The sequence below is a fragment of the Moorena bouillonii PNG genome (genome assembly GCF_001942495.1).
Taxonomy (GTDB): Bacteria; Cyanobacteriota; Cyanobacteriia; order Cyanobacteriales; family Coleofasciculaceae; genus Moorena; species Moorena bouillonii.
Genome location: NZ_MKZS01000001.1, coordinates 5,733,343 through 5,753,514 on the forward strand (window position 1 = coordinate 5,733,343; position 20,172 = coordinate 5,753,514).

At 44.5% G+C, this 20,172-nt stretch carries 17 protein-coding genes, 1 tRNA gene and 1 pseudogene; 6 read left to right on the top strand and 13 right to left on the bottom strand.

Annotated features, from left to right (window positions below):
- Positions 1–38 precede the first annotated feature (38 nt).
- Together BJP37_RS23315 and BJP37_RS23320 are read right to left on the bottom strand one after the other, a co-directional pair.
- Positions 39–470: a hypothetical protein gene (locus BJP37_RS23315; protein WP_075902353.1), complete on the bottom strand. Its 432-nt coding sequence runs from the start codon at positions 468–470 to the stop codon at positions 39–41.
- Positions 471–924: 454 nt separating this feature from the next.
- Positions 925–2,241 carry a glycosyltransferase gene (locus tag BJP37_RS23320; protein ID WP_075902355.1) on the bottom strand — a complete coding sequence of 439 codons (1,317 nt, stop codon included), beginning with the start codon at positions 2,239–2,241 and terminating at the stop codon, positions 925–927.
- Positions 2,242–2,383: 142 nt separating this feature from the next.
- Here BJP37_RS23320 and shc point away from each other — a divergent pair, with 142 nt between their 5' ends.
- The gene (gene shc / locus BJP37_RS23325) at positions 2,384–4,339 is read left to right on the top strand and encodes a squalene--hopene cyclase (protein WP_075902357.1); all 1,956 of its coding nucleotides are present in this window, start codon (positions 2,384–2,386) and stop codon (positions 4,337–4,339) included.
- Between the two features lie 63 nt (positions 4,340–4,402).
- Here the strand turns inward: shc and BJP37_RS23330 are convergent, their stop codons facing one another.
- The 4 genes and pseudogenes from BJP37_RS23330 to BJP37_RS23345 form a co-directional block, all read right to left on the bottom strand.
- The gene (locus BJP37_RS23330; RefSeq protein WP_075902359.1) at positions 4,403–5,272 is read right to left on the bottom strand and encodes a DUF4351 domain-containing protein; all 870 of its coding nucleotides are present in this window, start codon (positions 5,270–5,272) and stop codon (positions 4,403–4,405) included.
- A 44-nt stretch (positions 5,273–5,316) separates the two neighbouring features.
- Complete coding sequence (locus tag BJP37_RS23335; RefSeq protein WP_075902361.1) at positions 5,317–5,526, bottom strand: hypothetical protein; 210 nt, start codon at positions 5,524–5,526, stop codon at positions 5,317–5,319.
- Positions 5,527–5,572: 46 nt separating this feature from the next.
- Positions 5,573–6,443, bottom strand: a pseudogene (locus tag BJP37_RS23340) (Rpn family recombination-promoting nuclease/putative transposase).
- Positions 6,444–6,539: 96 nt separating this feature from the next.
- Positions 6,540–7,982, bottom strand: coding sequence for a flavin-containing monooxygenase (locus BJP37_RS23345; RefSeq protein ID WP_075902363.1), 1,443 nt, complete (start codon positions 7,980–7,982; stop codon positions 6,540–6,542).
- A 260-nt stretch (positions 7,983–8,242) separates the two neighbouring features.
- On the opposite strand from BJP37_RS23345, the gene BJP37_RS23350 reads away from it, so the two are divergent.
- On the top strand, positions 8,243–9,223 hold the full coding sequence (locus BJP37_RS23350) for an SDR family NAD(P)-dependent oxidoreductase (RefSeq protein WP_075902365.1): 981 nt from the start codon (positions 8,243–8,245) through the stop codon (positions 9,221–9,223).
- A 27-nt stretch (positions 9,224–9,250) separates the two neighbouring features.
- Complete coding sequence (locus tag BJP37_RS23355) at positions 9,251–10,069, top strand: SDR family NAD(P)-dependent oxidoreductase (protein ID WP_075902367.1); 819 nt, start codon at positions 9,251–9,253, stop codon at positions 10,067–10,069.
- Between the two features lie 201 nt (positions 10,070–10,270).
- On the opposite strand, the gene BJP37_RS23360 is transcribed toward BJP37_RS23355, so the two are convergent.
- The 3 genes from BJP37_RS23360 to hisIE all read right to left on the bottom strand — a co-directional run bounded on the left by BJP37_RS23360 (position 10,271) and on the right by hisIE (position 12,958).
- Entirely contained in the window at positions 10,271–11,176 is a 906-nt protein-coding gene (locus tag BJP37_RS23360; RefSeq protein ID WP_075902369.1) for a DUF4351 domain-containing protein, read from the bottom strand.
- Positions 11,177–11,246: 70 nt separating this feature from the next.
- Positions 11,247–12,140, bottom strand: a complete 894-nt coding sequence (locus BJP37_RS23365) for a DUF4351 domain-containing protein (RefSeq protein ID WP_075902371.1) — start codon at positions 12,138–12,140, stop codon at positions 11,247–11,249.
- A gap of 167 nt (positions 12,141–12,307) precedes the next feature.
- Positions 12,308–12,958: a bifunctional phosphoribosyl-AMP cyclohydrolase/phosphoribosyl-ATP diphosphatase HisIE gene (gene hisIE / locus BJP37_RS23370; protein WP_075902373.1), complete on the bottom strand. Its 651-nt coding sequence runs from the start codon at positions 12,956–12,958 to the stop codon at positions 12,308–12,310.
- A gap of 304 nt (positions 12,959–13,262) precedes the next feature.
- Here hisIE and hemL point away from each other — a divergent pair, with 304 nt between their 5' ends.
- On the top strand, positions 13,263–14,570 hold the full coding sequence (gene hemL / locus BJP37_RS23375) for a glutamate-1-semialdehyde 2,1-aminomutase (protein WP_075902375.1): 1,308 nt from the start codon (positions 13,263–13,265) through the stop codon (positions 14,568–14,570).
- A 209-nt stretch (positions 14,571–14,779) separates the two neighbouring features.
- Here hemL and BJP37_RS23380 read toward each other — a convergent pair whose 3' ends face one another.
- The 3 genes from BJP37_RS23380 to BJP37_RS23390 all read right to left on the bottom strand — a co-directional run bounded on the left by BJP37_RS23380 (position 14,780) and on the right by BJP37_RS23390 (position 16,757).
- Positions 14,780–15,271, bottom strand: coding sequence for a YajQ family cyclic di-GMP-binding protein (locus BJP37_RS23380; RefSeq protein WP_075902377.1), 492 nt, complete (start codon positions 15,269–15,271; stop codon positions 14,780–14,782).
- 528 nt (positions 15,272–15,799) lie between these two features.
- Positions 15,800–16,210: an MAPEG family protein gene (locus tag BJP37_RS23385; RefSeq protein ID WP_075902379.1), complete on the bottom strand. Its 411-nt coding sequence runs from the start codon at positions 16,208–16,210 to the stop codon at positions 15,800–15,802.
- A gap of 43 nt (positions 16,211–16,253) precedes the next feature.
- Positions 16,254–16,757, bottom strand: coding sequence for a DNA-processing protein DprA (locus BJP37_RS23390; protein ID WP_071105922.1), 504 nt, complete (start codon positions 16,755–16,757; stop codon positions 16,254–16,256).
- 254 nt (positions 16,758–17,011) lie between these two features.
- Here BJP37_RS23390 and BJP37_RS23395 point away from each other — a divergent pair.
- Positions 17,012–17,085 (top strand) — tRNA-Val (locus tag BJP37_RS23395).
- A 100-nt stretch (positions 17,086–17,185) separates the two neighbouring features.
- Here the strand turns inward: BJP37_RS23395 and BJP37_RS23400 are convergent.
- The gene (locus tag BJP37_RS23400) at positions 17,186–18,526 is read right to left on the bottom strand and encodes an FAD-binding oxidoreductase (protein WP_075902381.1); all 1,341 of its coding nucleotides are present in this window, start codon (positions 18,524–18,526) and stop codon (positions 17,186–17,188) included.
- A gap of 187 nt (positions 18,527–18,713) precedes the next feature.
- Between BJP37_RS23400 and BJP37_RS23405 the strand changes: the two genes are divergently transcribed.
- A complete protein-coding gene (locus BJP37_RS23405; RefSeq protein WP_075902383.1) occupies positions 18,714–18,896 on the top strand; it encodes a hypothetical protein in 183 nt (60 codons plus the stop codon).
- Positions 18,897–20,172: the final 1,276 nt, after the last annotated feature.

Below are 20,172 nucleotides of genomic sequence, written 5' to 3' on the forward strand. Positions count from 1 at the left end.
TGAGAGCTATGAAGCTTATACAGTCTACTTTTTAGCTCTCATGTCGCCCCCCCAGGACGAGTACACTTCCTGCCAACACCTGGAATCTTGATGCATTCATACTTACGCAAATTGACGGTAAAGGAAAATGTTGCTCCACCATTGTCAATAGACTTAAGATTAATATCGTTGATCTTCCACTTGTTATAACGAGTATTCTTGATGTAATACCCATCATATTGATTGATAGAGTTAACTAAATCTTCTCGGAATTTTTCAATTGGCAACGTTCCTCGAATTTGTGCTTTGGTTAAGTCCAACTCAATTGGAAATCCAATCTGATTGGTGAATACGTCTAGAGACTGGGCAACGAGGGGAACATTACCATCAGGGAATTGGCTCTCTGCATGAAGATCACCAGCCAGAGCAATGGTTAAACCTAAAGAGATGGAAAAAGCAGTAAAAATAGTTGCTAGATTTTTATCCAACATACATCCTATCCTTTGTCGGTATCAGCTAGTGTTTATCGATATTTTGAAACCTTCGTAGACTAAAATTAGCTGAATGCCTTTATATCACAAGCCAAGATTTTCCTGAGCTTTAATTTTTTTTTTAAATAGCAAAGGAAGAGTCAATCAATAGATGCCCATTTAATGCTCAGCCTTCGAGTTAATTTTGAGCCTAGTTATTTTAAAATACCACTATTTATTTCTCAGGCAAAGTTCAGGACATTATGCAGTGCTTAACAAAAGTTAATAGTATAGTGAAGTATAGTTAGGGAAAGGGTAATAGACAAGAGCGGCTCTGGTAACAAAACTATGTCTTAACCTTTACTTCGACTGCTATAACAGTAAACTTTCAACTATCAACCTCCAACCTTTAACTATCAACCTCCAACCTTCAACTATCAACCTCCAACCTTCAACATAGAACAACCTCCAACCCTCAACCCTCAACCGAATAAACCCTTCCTTTCCAAGCACCACCCCTTCCTTGCCAATGTCGCCATGCTGAATCTATGGTCATTAGGGTATAGAGCAACCCGATCCCAGGTAAGCAAAATCCCAGCAGAGGAGAACATTGATAGAGACGCAGTGTCGGTAAGTAAGCTAAAGCCATCAGCAACCATGTCACAAAAGATGCGATCGCATTCAGCCAATGTCCAGTCAAAACACTAACGATTAAACCAATCGGGGGTACTAGATAAATTAACGTCATTCCCATCACTGTACCGACTAATAGCCATGGGGAATACTCTAGTTGGGTAAAGGCGGTGCGAGCAATCATATTCCAGATACTCGCTAAAGAAGGATATGGTCGTAAGCTGCGGGTTGATTGACTTAGCCCTAACCAAATCCCACCAAAGCCAGGGCGTTGCTGATTGGTTTTGCTCAAGCCCCCTAAATCCCCCAATTTTGGGGGACTTTGAGAGTTTTGTACCCCCCAAAGTTGGGGGGCTAGGGGGGCGAAACTTGCTGTATTACTAGGTTTAACTGCTTGAGCTAGGGCGCAATCATCGATTAATGCTTGACGCACCACCTGAATCCCACCGATGCGGTTTAAGGCTTGATGGCGAATTAAAATACATCCTCCAGCGGCAGCCGCAGTAGATTTTGTGGGGTTATTGACCCAAGCAAAGGGATACAGTTTTTGAAAGAAGAACACAAAAGCAGGAATAAGTAGTCGCTCCCAAAAGTCTTGGCATCTGAGCAACACCATTAGGGAAACTAGATCCAAGTGTTCCATCTCGGCTTTGGTTACCAGTTGACGGAGATTGGCTGGATCATGCTCAATATCAGCATCGGTAAATAAAAAATAATCTGGGGCTGGGGTTTGCTGCTGCCCATGACAAATCCCTTGTTCTAAGGCCCAAAGTTTACCTGTCCAGCCAGGGGGTAGCTCTTGACCGGATAATACCTCTAGTTGGAATCGTTCGGAGGATTCGTTGCTTTCCTGGGCAAGGGCTTGAGCAATGGTGCAGGTTTGATCAGTGCTTTGGTCATCGACTACAATCACCTTCAAGCAGCCAGGGTAGTCTTGAGCCAGAAGCGATCGCAATGTCGTGGGGAGCAACTCAGCTTCATTACGAGCTGGAATTACAGCACAAACCCTGGGTAAGGATTCCCCTTGACCTACAGACCTGGTAGGGAAAGTCTCTATAACCAGCCGTTGGTCTGCTCGCCAAAACTGACCCCGAAATCCTAGTAATCCGATCCAAATCCCTAAGGATAGAACAGTTATTCCTAATCCGATTGTATCCATTTGTATTGATAGCTATTGCCAATTATCCACTACAAATAGCAAAATAACGTAACCAAAGGTGCGACCCAAGGCCGCGAGGGATTGCTCGCGGCCTTGGAGGCGCGCACCGATGAATCTGGTGTGTGAAGTGGAACGGTAAAACATGCAAACCCAAGACAGGATTGTACACTCAGGGGTTACAGAAGCGATCGCAAATAGCCAAAGCTATCTACTCGCTCAGCAATATCCCGACGGTTACTGGTGGGCAGAACTGGAATCCAATGTCACCATAACGGCGGAAATTATCCTACTCCATAAAATTTGGGGAACTGACAAACAACGACCTTTACATAAAGCCGAAGCCTATCTGCGTTCTCAACAGCGGAAACACGGTGGCTGGGAACTTTTCTATGGTGATGGTGGGCATTTGAGTTGTTCGGTGGAAGCTTATATGGCACTCCGCCTTTTGGGGGTACCCGCCAGCGACTCAGCTTTGGTCCGAGCCAGGGATTTTATTCTCAGACGGGGTGGCATCAGCAAAACCCGGATTTTCACCAAATTTCATTTAGCCTTGATTGGCTGCTATAGCTGGCGCGGGATTCCCTCGATTCCCCCCTGGATAATGTTGTTTCCGGAATGGTTTCCCTTTACGATCTATGAGATGTCTAGCTGGGCAAGGGGAAGTACAGTTCCTTTATTAATTGTCTTTGACCAGAAGCCAGTATTTGATATTCAGCCAAGCATCACTCTAGACGAGTTATATACCGAAGGAGCTGATCACGCTAAGTTTGAGCTACCTCGCAATTCCGATTGGACAGATTTATTTGTACTGCTTGATGATGGATTTAAGTTAGCAGAAGACTGGAATTTAGTTCCATTCCGGAAGCAGGGACTCGAAGCAGCAGAAAAATGGGTCTTGGAGAGGCAAGAAGTCACAGGAGACTGGGGGGGAATTATTCCAGCCATGTTGAATTCCCTGTTAGCGTTGCGTTGTCTCAACTATGATCTTGCGGATCCAATCGTGCAACGGGGAATGGAAGCTGTTGATCGCTTTGCCATTGAAACCCCTGACAGCTACCGAGTCCAAGCCTGTGTTTCCCCAGTTTGGGATACAGCTTGGGTATTGCGAGCGATGGTGGAATCTGGTTTAGAACCGGATCATCCAGCCTTAGTTCGGGGTGGAGAATGGTTGTTGCAGCAGCAAATACTAGACTATGGGGATTGGGTGGTCAAGAATCCCCAAGGGAAACCAGGAGGATGGGCCTTTGAGTTTCAAAACCGTTTCTATCCGGATTTAGATGATTCCCCAGTGGTGATTATGGCCTTGAATAGCTTGAAACTGCCTAATCAGAAACTAAAGCAGGCAGCCATAGCTCGTGGCTTGGCTTGGATAGCATCAATGCAGTGTAACCAAGGGGGTTGGGCGGCGTTTGATATTAATAATAATCAACACTGGCTCAATTCTCTGCCCTATGCTGACCTGAAAGCGATGATTGACCCTAACACAGCGGATGTGACCGCACGGGTCCTGGAAATGCTGGGTTCGTGTAATTTATCCATAGAATCCCAGCAGTTAGAGAAAGCGATCGGCGTTCGCGAAGCGTGGCCAAAGGCCTCAGCCGCGCCAAAGGCGATCGCATTTTTGATTCAGGAACAGGAAGCCGATGGCAGCTGGTTTGGTCGTTGGGGAGTTAACTATATCTATGGCACCAGTAGTGCTCTTTCAGCCTTGTCAAAGATAGCGCCTCACACCCACCAACGTAGTATCGAACGGGGTGCGGCTTGGCTAGTGAAATGTCAAAACCTCAATGGTGGCTGGGGTGAGACCTGTCTTAGTTACGATGATCCCAGTCTTAAGGGACTAGGAATCAGTACTGCATCTCAAACTGCTTGGGCTTTAATTGGTTTAATGGCAGCAGGAGAGGCTACTGGTAACTGGGCAAGGGATGCCATTGAGGGGGGAGTCAACTACTTGGTGTCAACTCAGCAGACCGATGGCAGTTGGGATGAAACCGAGTTTACAGGCACAGGTTTTCCCAGTCATTTTTATTTGAAGTACCACTTCTATCAACAATATTTCCCCTTGTTGGCCTTGGGACGGTATCAAATGTCTGTTTGAAGTTGAAGGTTGTTGGTCAGAATGAAGAATTAAAAATTAATTCTTCATTCCCACGCATCCTGTTTATTGCTGATGGGATGCCAACCAGACTGTCAAATCTGTGACTGTCTCAAAATCCAACAGCGCCTCGCTCAACTCCTCCAATTGAGCAACAGAAAGCTTTTGGATTCCCTGTTGTAGCTGGTCTGAAACACTACCAAACCGACGGGTGATCAGACGTCTAACGATTGAGTAACCTTGCTCTTGCTTTCCTTCGAGTAAACCTTCGCGTTTTCCTTCCAGTAAACCAAGTTTATGTCCTTTTTGAATGATCTTCTGATAAATTACAGACTCTTGCATCACGTCCTCCGGAAATAATTCTGTGATCAACCTTTGGTCAAACCGCAAACCAGCTAGTAACTGGGTACAAGCGGATATGTTAGTAAAAGCTAGTGGTTCTTCAATCCTATCTACTGCTGCCGCCACTTGCTCTAATAATCTTGTAGGAGACTCACTGAATGCCAGAGGAGCAAAAGGCAATAAGGCGGGATTGGCCAAAAATTGCTCAGGGTCTTGCTCCCACAGCCTGATTACTCGATAGCGATGACTGGTGTTAGTATCGACCAACTGGTTAGTATAAACTTTTTCTGAGCGAGTGAATTTCAGAAATATCACCACCTGCTCTATGGGACAGTTATACTTTTCTTTGAGTCTGACCCAATACTTGAGCATACGCAATGGTAGGGATGGCTTGGAAGCCGGTAGGGTTTGAAATTCCCACTGTAGGATTTGGTTAGCGGTTTGCAGCAGTGTCAAGGAATCCGCGTGAATCGGTTCGGTATTTAACTCAGTTTTGAGCACCGATATTTCAGTAACTTCAATATCATGAAGCCACTTGACCAAATCAGCTGGGTAGTTTTCGGCGAGATATTTACAGATATTATCGTAAGCCAAAGTAGTTATCTATGGTTAACAGTACCTGGCCGAGTTTACAGGATTTAGTCAAAAAAAGCGATCGCGTAGCGTGACCAAAGGTCAATCGCTTTTAGCGGAAGCGAAGCTTCCGGAGCGTAGCGTGACCATTCGCGTAGCGTGGCCTTTTGGCCAAGGTCAATCGCTTTTAGCGGAAGCGAAGCTTCCGGAGCGTAGCGTGACCATTCGCGTAGCGTGGCCTTTTGGCCAAGGTCAATCGCTTTTAGCCTGGCCATAGGCCAATCGCGTTCGCGTAGGGGCTCTTTGAGAGCATCGCTTTTTTTATTGCTGATGGGATGCCAACCACACAGCTATATCGGTGACTGTCTCAAAATCCAACAGCGCCTCGCTCAACTCCTCCAATTGAGGCACAGAAAGCTTTTGAATCCCCTGTTGTAGCTGATCGTCAACATTACCAAACCGACGGGTCAGTTGACGTATCACGATTGAGTAACCTTCCTCTTGCCTTCCTTCCAGTAAACCTTCCCGTTTTCCTTCCAGTAAACCCAGTTTATGTCCTTTTTGAATGATCTTCTGATAAATTACAGACTCTTGCATCACGTCCTCCGGAAATAATTCTGTGATCAACCTTTGGTCAAACCGCAAACCAGCTAGTAACTGGGTACAAGCGGATATGTTAGTAAAAGCTAGTGGTTCTTCAATCCTATCTACTGCTGCCGCCACTTGCTCTAATAATCTTGTCGGGGACTCACTCAATGCCAGAGGAGCAAAGGGCAATAAGGCGGGATTGGCCAAAAATAGCTCAGGGTCTTGCTCCCACATCCTGATTACTCGATAGCAATGACTGGTATTAGTATCGACCAACTGATTAGTATAAACTTTTTCTGAGCGAGTGAATTTCAGAAATATCACCACCTGCGTGTGGGGGACAGTTATACTTTTCTTTGAGTCTGACCCAATACTTGAGCATTCTCAATGGTAGGGATGGCTTGGAAGCCGGTAGGGTTTGAAATTCCCACTGCAATATTTGATTAGGGGTTTGCAGCAGCGTCAAGGAATCGGCGTGAATCGGTTCGGTATTTAACTCAGTTTTCAGGACTGATATTTCAGTAACTTCAATATCATGAAGCCACTTGACCAAATCAGCTGGGTAGTTTTCGGCGAGATATTTACAGATATTATCGTAAGCCAAAGTAGTTATCTATGGTTAACAGTACCTGGCCGAGTTTACAGGATTTAGTCAAAAAAAGCGATGCTTTCAAAGAGCCGCTACGGGAACGCAACTAGGCTAGGTAGAAATATAGTCATCGAAAATTGGTTTTCTTGTAGCCCACCAATATTGGATAGTATTACCAGGCCACAAAGCGAATACTCTGCCATTTTTATTTTGATACCAACTCATACAGTTTTCTTTTGTCCACACCCTCTTTTCCATAGTTTTCCATAAATCCTGATAATAACGTTTCATTGCTTCCTCCTTGACTTCCAGAGATTTCCAGTCTTCTCTGAGCATTTTATTCAAGCAGCCAATAATATAATTAACTTGGCACTCTACCATTAATATGACTGAGCTATGACCCAAACCAGTGTTCGGTCCTAACAGACTAAAAAAGTTAGGGAACTTGGGAACAGAAATACCAAGATACGCTTCTGGTTCGTTGCCCCATATCTCCGCTAGACTCTCTCCGTTTTTACCACGTATATCTATTTTTTTGTAGGACAAAGAGTTAAATCCTGTAGCATAGATAATAGCGTCAACTTTATAGTCTTTTCCTGGTTCGGTTACCAGACTATTAGTAGTTATGATTTCTATCTTATCTGTAATCAATTCTACATTTTTTAGGTTGAGGGTTTGATAAAAGTCGTTATTAATTAAAATTCGTTTACAACCTGGTTGATAGCTGGGCATCACCGCATCCCGTACTCGGGAGTCATCAATTTCCTGGTGTATGCGTTTTTCCAATTGTTTTCGCAGGTACTTACCGAGAGAACTTCCAGTAGTGAATAGGGGAAAACTGATTAAGTCATTACGTAAGTATAGTAATCCCCGCTGCAATTGCATCAGAATAGGGAAATTCTTAAAATACCATTGCATCTGGGCTGAATAAGTCCCATCGTCTCGGTTAGTAATCCAGTTCGGAGTTCTTTGAAAAATCAATAGTTGTTTCACTTTTTTTGCAACTTCTGGGATAAATTGAACTGCACTCGCTGCAGTTCCTATAACTGCCACAGTTTTATCAGTTAAATCAAAGCTGTGATTCCATCTAGCTGAGTGAAACGAGACTCCTTTGAAGGTTTCCAAGCTATTTAAATTCGGTAGTTTGGGTAAATTTAAACCTCCCCAGGCACTGATCAGTATGTTAGCTGTTATAGTTTCCTGATCAGCTGTTTCAACATACCAGAGGCAATTTTTGGCATTGAAGTGGGCGCTAATAACCTCTTGATTAAAACGGATATGGGGATAAATATTGTATTTACGTGTGCAGTGTTGTAAGTATTTCAATATCTCTGGCTGAGAGGGATAAACTTGGTTCCAATCATGTTTCATCTCAAAAGAGTAACAATATAAATGAGCGGGAATGTCACAGGCACATCCTGGGTAGTTATTATCCCGCCAAGTCCCTCCAAGTCGAGAGGATTTTTCTAGTATAACGAAATTTATTTTGGCTTTTTTAAGTTTAATAGCCATGCCGATACCAGACATGCCGGCCCCGATAATAACTACTTGCATTTTTTCTATTTTAATAGGATACTTACTGGTAATTATTCGTTTTATTATTTAGTTCGATATTTCCCTTGATCGATAATCGACTAATAGAGATAAATAGTAACCATAAAATTTCCAAACAATGCTAGCATGAATTAAGATCAATATCAAAAAAAATAATTATGGGAAGCCTTTAGCAATAATCGATATTTAGAGATAAATTTTAACCATAAAATGTTAAAAATATGTTAACATGAATTAAGTCAATATCAAAAAAAGTAATTATGGGAAGCCTTGAAGGTAAAATAACCTTAGTCACGGGTGCCAGCCGTGGTATTGGTAAAGGAATTGCGATTGGCCTTGGCGAGGCAGGTGCTACGGTATATATTACTGGTCGTAGTCTCGACAGTTCCAATGTCACAGAGGGAGTTTCCGGTAGTCTTAGGGAAACCCAATTAGCTGTGGAAGATGCTGGTGGGATTTGTATTCCGGTCATGGTAGATCATAGCGACGACCAACAAGTGCGCTTACTCTTTGAACGGATTCAAGACGAGCAGAAGGGACAACTGGATCTGCTGGTCAATAATGCCTTTTCAGGAGTGCAGGCATTGAAGGATGGATACGAAAAACCATTTTGGGAATGCGCTGAGAATCTTTGGGATGCTGTCAATCATGTCGGTCTCCGCAGCCATTATATTGCCAGTGTTTTTGCAGCTCGACTGATGATTCAGCGTCAGCAGGGGCTGATTTGCACCATCTCATCTTGGGGGGGCATGTCTTACATCTTTGGTGCTGCCTATGGAGCGGGTAAAGCAGCTTGCGATCGACTTGCTGCTGATATGGCTGTTGAACTCAAGCCATATAATGTGGCATCCCTTTCGATTTGGCCAGGCATAGTTGGTACCGAACATATTTCCAGTTTGGCTTTGCAAATGGGAGAAGATAAACCACGTAATCAGCAAAGCAGAGTGATCTCTCAAGGCTTTAATTGGGAAACTCCTTTACTAACAGGGCGCGTTATTGCTGCCCTTGCTGCAGACCCAACTGTAATGCGCTTTACAGGCCGTGTTCGAGTTGTTGCAGAACTGGCTGATCACTATGGAATTATCGATCAAGACGGGTTACGTCCGGTATCACTACGCTCTCTGCGTTTTATAGCTCCAATGTTTTGGCCACCATTAATAAAATATGCGTCGCTGATACCTAACATTAATATACCCTGGTTTTTCTTACTATGGGGAATACTCCAATCTCCTAAAATTTAACCGATAGCAAAAATTTAAAACAATTAAATGAGCAATCTCCATGGAGCTGTTGTACTGATCACCGGTGCTGCCGGCGGATTCGGTCAGGAACTGACTCGACAATTATTAGAAGCTGGTAGCCGTTTGATCCTCACGGATCTTGATCAAACTATTCTTAAAGAGCGTGCCGAAGCTATTCAACGGGAGGTTAAAACTGGGGATATACTTGCCCTTATGGGGATTAATCTTTCTGAACGTGACGGATGCGAAACCCTTTATCGCCAGGTTAAAGACCTGGAAATAGAAATCGATATTTTGATCAACAATGCTGGAATTGGGCTTTTTGGTCGCATGGACGAAGTTCCTGGGGAAAAATGGCAAAGCCTGATGCAGGTAAATCTGCTGGCACCAATGCGATTAAGTTCTCTATTTGCCGCCGATATGATTAGGCGTCGCCAAGGTCACATCGTTAACATTTCCTCTGCTGCTGGCTGGATTGCACCCGCTGGCATGGCTCATTATGCTGCTAGTAAATTCGGGTTGCGAGGATTCAGCGAAGGGCTTTTAAATGAAGTTAAAATTTATAACGTCAAGGTTACAGTTGTTTATCCCTTTTATAGCCGTACTCCCATTATCCAGTCGGAACAGTACGGAACCCTTGCTAAAGAAAAGAAGGAGTTGCCGGACTTTTTAATAACTGATCCGGCTAAGGTCATGGGGCAAACGATTCAATCCATCATTGATAATAAACCTCAGGTTTTTCCTGATCGAATGGCAAAAATTATCTCGGTTATTAAACGTTTTTTTCCTCAATTATTAAACTGGATTTTTAATCGGTTCAATCGGAATTCAAAAGCCGATTTATAGCATTTATATAGCAAAGGTAACAGGGCACAGGGAACAGGAAACAGGCAGTAGGGAATAGGCACAAGCAAGGGCTGGGTTTGGCGAGAAGCCCACACTTACAAGAGGTGCGACCCGTGGCGAATTTAATTATTAATGGTAAGAGCGCACCTAGGTAGGAAGTGTGGGAGCATGCCACTGAGCTTGGATGTGTAGGCATCCGATTTATTGCTGATGGGATGCCAACCACACAGCGATATCGGTGACTGTCTCAAAATCCAACAGCGCCTCGCTCAACTCCTCCAATTGAGCAATAGAAAGCTTTTGGATACCCTGTTGTAGCTGGTCGTCAACATTTCCAAACCGACGGGTCAGTTGACGTATAACGATTGAGTACCCTTCCTCTTGCCTTCCTTCACGTTTTCCTTCGAGTTTTCCTTCACGTTTTCCTTCCAGTTTTCCTTCCCGTTTTCCTTCCAGTAAACCCAGTTGATGTCCTTTTTGAATTATCTTCTGATAAATTACAGACTCTTGCATCACTTCCTCCGGAAATAATTCTCCTATCAACCCTTTGTCGAACCGCAAACCAGCTAGTAACTGGGTACAAGCGGATATGTTAGTAAAAGCTAGTGGTTCTTCAATCCTATCTACTGCTGCCGCCACTTGCTCTAATAATCTTGTAGGAGACTCACTGAATGCCAGAGGAGCAAAAGGCAATAAGGCGGGATTGGCCAAAAATTGCTCAGGGTCTTGCTCCCACATCCTGATTACTCGATAGCCATGGCTGGTGTTACCCTCCAGCAACTGGTTAGTATAAGCTTTAGATGAGGTGGTGAACTTGAGAAATATCACGACCTGCTCAACGGGACAGTTATACTTTTCCTTGAGTCTGACCCAATACTTGAGCATGCGCAATGGTAGGGATGGCTTGGAAGCTGGCAGGGTTTGAAATTCCCACTGTAGGATTTGATTAGCGGTTTGCAGCAGGGTCAAGGAATCGGCGTGAATCGGTTCAGTATTTAACTCAGTTTTGAGCACCGAGATTTCAGTAACTTCAATACCATGAAGCCACCTGACCAAATCAGCTGGGTAGTTTTCGGCGAGATATTTACAAATATTATCGTAAGCCAAAGTAGTTATCTGTGGTTAAGACTACCTGGCCCAGTTTACAGGATTTGGTTAAAAAAAGCGTAGGCATTTTTTATTGCTGATGCTCAGTCAACCATACCGTCAAATCTGTGATGGTCTCAAAATCCAACAGCGCCTCGCTCAACTCCTCCAATTGAGCAACAGAAAGCTTTTTAATCCCCTGTTGTAGCTGATCGTCAACATTTCCAAACCGACGGGTCAGTTGACGTATAACGATTGAGTATCCTTCCTCTTGTTTTCCTTCGAGTAAACCTTCACGTTTTCCTTCGAGTAAACCTTCCCGTTTTCCTTCGAGTAAACCAAGTTTATGTCCTTTTTGAATGATCTTCTGATAAATTACAGACTCTTGCATCACTTCCTCCGGAAATAATTCTCCTATCAACCCTTTGTCGAACCGCAAGCCAGCTAGTAACTGCGTACAAGCGGAGATGTTAGTAAAAGCTAGTGGTTCTTCAATCCTATCCACTGCTGCCGCCACTTGTTCTAATAATCGTTTAGGAGACTCACTGAATGCTAAAGTGGCAAAAGGCAATAAGGCGGGATTGGCCAAAAAAGGGTCAGGGTCTTGCTCCCACATCCTGATTACTCGATAGCGATGGCTAGTGTTACTCTCCAGCAACTGGTTAGTATAAACTTTAGATGAGGTGGTGAACTTCAGAAATATCACGACCTGTTCAACAGGACAGTTATACTTTTCTCTGAGTCTGACCCAATACTTGAGCATCCGCAATGGTAGGGATGGCTTGGAAGCCGGTAGGGTTTGAAATTCCCATTGCAATATTTGGTTAGCCGTTTGCAACAGTGTCAAGGAATCGGCGTGAATCGGTTCGGTATTTAACTCAGTTTTGAGCACCGAGATTTCAGTAACTTCAATACCATGAAGCCACCTGACCAAATCAGCTGGGTAGTTTTCGGCGAGATATTTACATATATTATCGTAAGCCAAGGTAGTGATCTATGGTTAACAGTACCTGGGCCAGTTTACCGGATTTGGTAAAAAAAAGCGATGCTCTCTCACAGACGCGATCGCATCCATGGTGATTGGCCTTTTGGCTTCTTTCTATGATCAAAATCTGCTCCAATTACCAATCACCTTTTTCACCATCACCAACACTATCGACGGCGCTGTTGCAATTTGCGATAAACATCCCGTACATCAACCTGATGGTAAGCCATAGCCACTAGGCTGTGGTAGACCAAGTCTGCTACTTCAGATGCGATCGCATCCGGGTCATCATCCTTACACGCCATTACCACTTCTGCAGCTTCTTCCCCAATTTTTTTAAGAATCTTATTATCCCCACCCTTAAACAACTTACAGGTATAGGACCCTTCTACGGGATGGTCACGGCGATCGCAAATTATCTCAAACAACTGAGACAAGGTATCTGCTGGAGGGGCTACTTTCTTACCCTCCACTCGATGGAAACAGCTACGCTCACCGAGATGGCAGGCAATATCACCAATTTGTTCCGCCGTCACGAGTAAAGCATCACTGTCACAGTCGTAGCGGATGGATTTTATCCTTTGTAAATGCCCAGATGTAGCACCCTTGTGCCACAATTCCTGACGAGAGCGACTCCAAAACCAGGTTTCTCCTGTATCGAGGGTTTTTTGCAATGACTCCCGATTCATCCAAGCCATCATTAATATCGTACCATCTAGGTAATCTTGGACAATGGCTGGCACTAGTCCTTGATCGTTGTAGCGAATTTGGTCAACTGGTATAGCTTGGCTAATGGAAGTCGGTTCAGATGCTGACATAGTTTTAGGGCAACAGATTGAAACACCCAGCGGGTCAAACAGCTTTAATGAGATACACCCTACAAGATACCACCCCTGACATCCAATTGATCACTAAATATTGATCAGTAAATCTGGATTCTTTCTTTACAAATTCAAAACGGATCAGTCTCCATAGGATAATAATCACTTGTCCAGTATTGCCCCTAAGCCGAAGTTCCCTGATCCAAAGTTCCCTATTGCCCTGTTTAAGGGGGGTAATGGGGTGATCGCCTTTTCCCTTATTTTCAACTCACTCGTACACTATTAATATTAGGAGACTATTTTGGTTAGCACTACCTCGTTTAAAACCACTAAATCACAAGAAATTTTCAGCGCCGCCAAGGACCTAATGCCAGGAGGGGTAAGCTCCCCAGTCAGAGCCTTTAAATCAGTAGGGGGAGAACCGATTGTATTTGACCGAGTTGAAGGAGCATACATCTGGGATGTAGATGGCAACCAGTACATTGACTATGTAGGTACCTGGGGACCAGCCATTTGCGGTCATGCTCATCCAGAAGTTATTGGGGCATTGCACCAGGCTCTAGATAAGGGTACCAGTTTTGGAGCTCCCTCTGCCCTAGAGAACGTGCTAGCACAAATGGTGATTGACGCCGTTCCTAGTATTGAAATGGTGCGGTTTGTCAATTCTGGAACCGAAGCCTGTATGGCAGTGCTGCGCCTGATGCGTGCCTTCACAGGACGGGACAAAATTATCAAATTTTCCGGCTGCTACCATGGTCACGCCGATATGCTGCTGGTACAAGCTGGTTCTGGAGTGGCTACTCTAGGTTTACCTGATTCCCCTGGTGTTCCTAAGTCTGCCACTGCTAATACTTTAACCGCTACCTATAACAACCTGGAGGAAGTTAAAGCTTTATTTGAGCAATATCCCAATGAGATTGCTGGGGTCATCCTAGAACCTGTGGTGGGTAATTCTGGTTTCATCACTCCTGTGCCTGGTTTTCTTGAAGGCTTGCGGGAACTTACTCAAAACCATGGCGCTTTACTAGTGTTTGATGAAGTGATGACTGGCTTCCGGATTGCCTACGGTGGTGCTCAAGAGAAATTTGGCATCACTCCTGACTTGACTACCCTAGGGAAAATTATCGGTGGTGGTTTGCCCGTGGGAGCCTATGGCGGACGAAAGGATATCATGTCCATGGTGGCACCAGCCGGGCCAATGTATCAAGCCGGAACCCTCTCTGGGAATCCTCTAGCCATGACAGCAGGCATTAAAACCCTGGAGTTACTCAAGAAACCGGGTACCTATGAACAGCTAGAGACTATTACTAAAAAGCTTTCCGAGGGACTGCTGGAAATTGCTAAAGATGCTGGTCATGCAGCTACTGGTGGGTACATCAGCGCTATGTTTGGTATGTTCTTTACTGGTGTTCCTGTTCACAACTTCGATGATGCCAAAACCTGTGATTTATCGAAATTCACTTCCTTCCATCGCGGTATGTTAGAGCGTGGCATCTACCTAGCCCCTTCACAATTTGAAGCAGGATTTACCTCCCTAGCTCACACCGAGGACGATATTGACCGCACATTAGCAGCAGCTAAGGAAGTCATTTCTAGTATCAAGCCATAGTAGTTTAGAGTTTCAGCTATCAGCGATCAGCGATCAGCTATCAGCATTCAGCGATCAGCGATCAGCTATCAGCATTCAGCTTATGGGTCACAGGCTAGAAGCCTGTTCCACCTTGAGGTGATTTTGAATAAAATAAGCTCACGGCTGTTCGCGTAGCGTGAGCTTTTAGCTCACGGCTGACGACTGACGGCTGATAGCTGATAGCTGACTCAACGATAGTTAGTAAATTGCAAAGCAATCGGCAAATCTTCTTGCTTCAACCGCTGGATGATATCTTGTAAGTCATCCTTAGATTTGCTAGTTACTCTAACTGAATCACCTTGAATCGAGGCTTGCACTTTTTTAAATTCATCTCGAATCAATTTGGTGATTTTTTTACTATATTCTTGGCTGATGCCTTTTTTTAGGGTGATTTCTTGGCGGACACGATTACCACTAGCTGCTTCTACTTTACCATAGTCGAAGATTTTTTGCGAAAGTTCTCGTTTCGCCGCTTTGGTACGAATAACAGTATGCACAGCATCTAGGGTAAAGTCACTATCAGTATTGATGGTGATAGATTCTTCTCCTAATTCGACAGTGGTTTTAGTATCTTTGAGGTCGTAACGACTTTTGATTTCACGAATAGTTTGATCCACAGCATTGACCAACTCTTGTCGATCAAAATCACTAACAATATCAAAAGAATAGGTACTAGCCATAATTAATAACGGTCAGCGGTAGGGCGTGAGCAATGGTGGCTCACTACGTGACATACTCCCGACGCTGACAAGCACGGTACAGCGCGGGCTTCTTACCAACACCATCCAACGATTCGGTTACTCGGTAAGCTTTATTAACGACACGGGATGCCCCTCCGCGCCGGAACAATACAACTCGTTCTATTTTTAGCTAGTAGGTGGCGGTTAGCTCTTAATTTGTTTTCCCTACTGTCCCTAGTATATCCCATTGGCAAGCTACGTTCCGACCCTTGCCCCGCGCTTTCCATACGACACTTACCCCATGAAGGTAAAGTGCGGGGCTTCTCGCGGTTTAGCTAACAGCTTAAAACCAAAATGGAAATTTGTTGCACCCTATACAAAATTTTTCAACCTATTGATATCAAGCCCGGTAGCATCAGTATTGGATAAGCCCATAGTCTTGGGGAGGTGGCTCAACCTGGTGGCTCTCAAGACAAATGACCAATAACTAAAACTATCAAGTCCGGAAGCAAGTGGACTTGATCTCGTCTAGCCACTGACGCTGCTTAGACTCATAACAAACAGAGTACCACTCGAAAGAGAGCCGATGGCAAACATCAGCGATCGCCCCAAGGGAATATCGAGAATGTAAAACACCGAGTAGAAGACTCGGGCAATTACAAATGCGATCGCACACCCGATGGCGAGGTTTGAATTCTGACCAGTGACATAGGCCATCAAAGCGGCTGCGCTAAATATAATAAAGGTTTCAAAGGAGTTCTGATGTGCCCAAGTTGCTCGTTGGGCATAGGGCGGTAGCTGATCAAACATGGCGCGAGGGGCACTTTGGTCATAGCCTAGTTTGAAACGGCTGTAGCCAACTACCAGAAATGGTAGATAGATTAAAACCGTTGCCCCCACAATACAGTAAAGTAAAATTCCCGAACCGGATAGATGCATAGTCTAGCTCACACTAATCAAAATTAATCACAATTAATCACAACTAATCAAAATAGAACAGAGTAACAACCTTGTTTTGCTGTTCCGCCTCCTTACAGGTGTTGAGGAGGGTACGGCTATCATGGAATGCGAAACAAATTAACTGCTGACACCTCGCAACAATTTCGGCATTACACAAGGCACTAGCTTCAGCGAGAGACAAGGTATCATTTTGGGGATTTTCCACCAAATGCATGACCTTCTCCAAGTATTTTCGGGATTCCAGTGGCTGTCGCTGAAGACTTTGGGGCAAAATTACCGTTAGCAAGGAGGGATCGGCTCGCATAGCACCTCGAATGGCAGCTAAGTTGGTTCCAGTGGCACCAGAGGTAATCAGACGATTACCCGCTTGCACTAAGGCATAGCTCATCATCTCAATTAGATTCTGATGGGTGATGGGAACGTGACGTGAACCCAACAAGGCAATTCGCTTAGAACCAGTTTGCTGTATGGCTGCGAGTTCCTGGGCTAATGTATCGATACTGGCGGTCTCTATTGGTTGACTCAAAGATAAAGATGCTGGTAAAGGCTGAACGACCAGGATATTTTAGCAGAACTAATCTGTCATGTCCTCCTTCAAAAGAATTTCACTATATTAGGTAGGAATTGTGATAATTTTTGCTCCCTGCTCCCTGCTCCCTGCTCCCTGCTCCGCTGTTCCCAGATCCGCTGTTCCCAGATCCGCTGTTCCCTGTTCCCTTTGCTATAGGGTTTAAATAAAATTGCTATATTCTAAATGTGTGCTATCATAGTATATGGTTTGGACGCATAGCTCAGTTGGTTAGAGCACCACGTTGACATCGTGGGGGTCACTGGTTCGAGTCCAGTTGTGTCCATATTTCTTTCACTCCCCATCTACCCACACTTCCCGCGCCCCCGCCCCATCTCCCCATCTCCCCACACTCCCTATCTCCCCATCTGCCCACACTCCCTACTCTACCGATGCTCCCAGGCTCGCATTTTACCGGGATTCATCAATCCATAGGGATCAACTATTTCCTTAAACCGCAACTGTTCCATATCAACGGTTTTCATACCCCCATCTTCTAATATATAGGTGTGGGGATTAGCAATCATAGCGCCATACTCTTCGTGATAGCGAATAATCTCATTTAAACGCTCCTCAGAACTATACCGAAGGATTTGTAGTCCCACTGGTATCAGTTGTCCTGCCACTCGCATAAATTCTAAATGCATGATCACTTCATCCCCAAAGTACTGATACATATGCTCGACCTGCTCTAGATTCACAAATGAGGTTTGTAAATAGGTGAGGCTGGGATCAACACTACGGGCGTGTAAGGTGGTATGGTTCCAGGTGAACTCTGCTAGGCTGACTCCCTTACTGGCTTCTAGGGCAGTCTTCTGGTAAGTGACCTCTCCACCATACTCCCGAACTAAATCCTGGAATGGCTCTAGGGAAGATTCCGCTATCATCAGCAAGGCACAGTGCTTAGCTTCGGGAAGGTAGTTGCTGAGAGCGGCAAAGTAGGATGGAATTGGCCAAGCGTGAATGCTAATCAGTTTCTTAATCAAGCCATCGGCATCACCTAAGGCTTGACCAAATCTCGCCGCAGTCATAAAGTCATCAAAGACTACTATCACTTCAGCCCAAGGATAGACTGGTCCTAAGGGTATTTCTAATTCGGTGATAATGCCATTGGTGCCATAGGCGTGATTCACCTTCTGCACCTGATCTGACCGTAATTCGATCACACGGGGCTGGTCTTCGAGGGTGACGACTTGGACAGCATGAAGATTTCCGCGATCGCGTAATACTCCATAAGTAATGGAACCAATGCCGCCACTCCCGCCACCAATAAATCCACCAATGGTAGCAGTGCGATAGGTAGAGGGAGCCATGCGCAATTCCCAGCCAATTTTATGAGCTTCTTTGTCAAAGGCGGCTAGCTTCACCCCTGGCTGAACAGAGGCTAAACCCGGTTTTATCCAGTTAATCTGATTCATACGGGTAGTATCCAGAATCAGGCCACCGTTGAGGGGGATACACTGACCATAATTACCAGTGCCTGAGCCCCTTACCGTTAGGGGAGCTTTGTACTTAACGCAAACCCTAGCTATTTCCAAGACTTCCGCCACCGTAGTGGGACGAACTACTATATTCCCCCGTTTATCCTTAAGTTGGGATTCCAGTACCGGACTGAAGTGGTAGTAGTCTAGGGATAATTTAGCGACTTGCTTCGGGTCATTAATAATTTCTATTCCGGTAAGTTCCGAGGCTAGGGAATTCCAGTCAATAGCTTGGGGAGTTGTCATCACAGGTGTGGCAAGTGTGGTAGAGAGAGTAAAGTGTGGTAAATATGGAAAGCGTGGTCAGTGTGGGAGGTTTGGGGCGCGGATTGAAATCCACTGTAGGATATTATGTTCTACTAGGGATTTTTAATCCGAGGTGGTAATTTTTATAGTTTAAACTAATTTGTAATTTTTAACAATCACTAAAATCATGGAAAAAGTAGTTAAAAAACTAAAAATGACGCAACAAAAAAGCGAGTTTAGCTACTGGCAAAAACAGTCCTATAAAAAACGCTTAGAAGCCCTAGAAATAATCCGGAAGCAATACCACCAATATCAATACAACAATGCTCAACCAAGACTTCAAAGAGTTTATACAATTATTAAACGATAATCAAGTCAAATATTTAGTAATTGGGGGTTATGCAGTAGCCGTACATGGTCATCCTCGCTATACCAAATAGCAAAGGGAACAGGGAACAGGGAACAGGGAACAGGAAACAGAAGGGTGAATCTCACTTTTACCCAGACTTTCAACTAACTAAAACCTCTCTATATTAAATTCTCCAGTTTGCACGATGCGCACGCTACACCAACGAGGTTTATTTTAAGCTGACCGCTGACAGCTGACCGCTGACAGCTGAGGATTTTGAAACCTGTTATCAGGCTAAAATCGAGGTAATCATTGACGATATATCGGTTAATTTTATTGATTTAGACAATCTTATAAAAAATAAACAAGCATCAGGAAGGTTACAAGATTTGGCGTTGCTGATTCTGAGTATGGTTTCGCCCCCCTAGCCCCCCAATTCTGGGGGGAAAAACTCTCAAAGTCCCCCAGAATTGGGGGATTTAGGGGGCTTTATGAAAACCAGATGATCGAGCCTTCATTCCTTAATTCAGCAACCCCCAAGATTTAGCTGATGTGGAAAATTTACAAGATTGAAAATGCATCCTGTTAAAATTCAGACCCGGTGGTGCGTTACGGGGCGGACTGGCTACGAAGCGAACAATAAGGGCAAGTCCGCCCCTAACTCACCCTACCTATGCCCTGCTCCATATAAGTTAATTGAATTTCCGCTATAGCAACGATAAAACAGCAAACCAGTACTGGCATGTGAGAAAATAGTACTCGTTTAGAACAAACAGGTTCCTGTTTTTGATACATAAGTACTAGTATATTAGCAACAAGTACTAGTTACTGATAAACGAGTACTGTTAAGTGATAAACAAGTACAGTTTAACGAAAAACTAGTACTTGTTTGTTAGTGCGGCTTGTTCTAAGTAGGAGCCTCCTGAAACAGGAGGGGTATGACTTAGGTAACTCGCGGGGAAAACCCCAAAAGTTATAACTGTCCATCTGGATGGCGGTGCAAACCCGACCCCCTGGAGAGACAGGTGACTCCCTACCTTGGCCACACCGAGTTTGAAGTTACCGTAAGACAGTTGAGCCTTTATGGGCGATCGGTCTTGCATAAAAGGGTTAAATCTTTTGTAATAAGGCTCAACTGTCTAAGGTTTCATCTCCGAGGCGACATCCTAGCAGAGTGAAGCTGGCACCAGGACGCAATCAGACAAGTTTCAGATGCTTGACACTGGCGTTAACGGGGAGGTGATATGAAATCCGGCTAAATAGTTACTGTTAAGCCTTGGCATCCTGCCACCAGTGA

Coding starts and splice junctions, on each gene's coding strand:
- BJP37_RS23315 (WP_075902353.1), bottom strand. CDS start 470: ATGTTGGATAAAAATCTAGCAACTATTTTTACTGCTTTTTCCATCTCT.
- BJP37_RS23320 (WP_075902355.1), bottom strand. CDS start 2,241: ATGGATACAATCGGATTAGGAATAACTGTTCTATCCTTAGGGATTTGG.
- shc (WP_075902357.1), top strand. CDS start 2,384: ATGCAAACCCAAGACAGGATTGTACACTCAGGGGTTACAGAAGCGATC.
- BJP37_RS23335 (WP_075902361.1), bottom strand. CDS start 5,526: ATGGCCAGGCTAAAAGCGATTGACCTTGGCCAAAAGGCCACGCTACGC.
- BJP37_RS23345 (WP_075902363.1), bottom strand. CDS start 7,982: ATGCAAGTAGTTATTATCGGGGCCGGCATGTCTGGTATCGGCATGGCT.
- BJP37_RS23350 (WP_075902365.1), top strand. CDS start 8,243: ATGGGAAGCCTTGAAGGTAAAATAACCTTAGTCACGGGTGCCAGCCGT.
- BJP37_RS23355 (WP_075902367.1), top strand. CDS start 9,251: ATGAGCAATCTCCATGGAGCTGTTGTACTGATCACCGGTGCTGCCGGC.
- hisIE (WP_075902373.1), bottom strand. CDS start 12,958: ATGTCAGCATCTGAACCGACTTCCATTAGCCAAGCTATACCAGTTGAC.
- BJP37_RS23380 (WP_075902377.1), bottom strand. CDS start 15,271: ATGGCTAGTACCTATTCTTTTGATATTGTTAGTGATTTTGATCGACAA.
- BJP37_RS23385 (WP_075902379.1), bottom strand. CDS start 16,210: ATGCATCTATCCGGTTCGGGAATTTTACTTTACTGTATTGTGGGGGCA.
- BJP37_RS23400 (WP_075902381.1), bottom strand. CDS start 18,526: ATGACAACTCCCCAAGCTATTGACTGGAATTCCCTAGCCTCGGAACTT.
- BJP37_RS23405 (WP_075902383.1), top strand. CDS start 18,714: ATGGAAAAAGTAGTTAAAAAACTAAAAATGACGCAACAAAAAAGCGAG.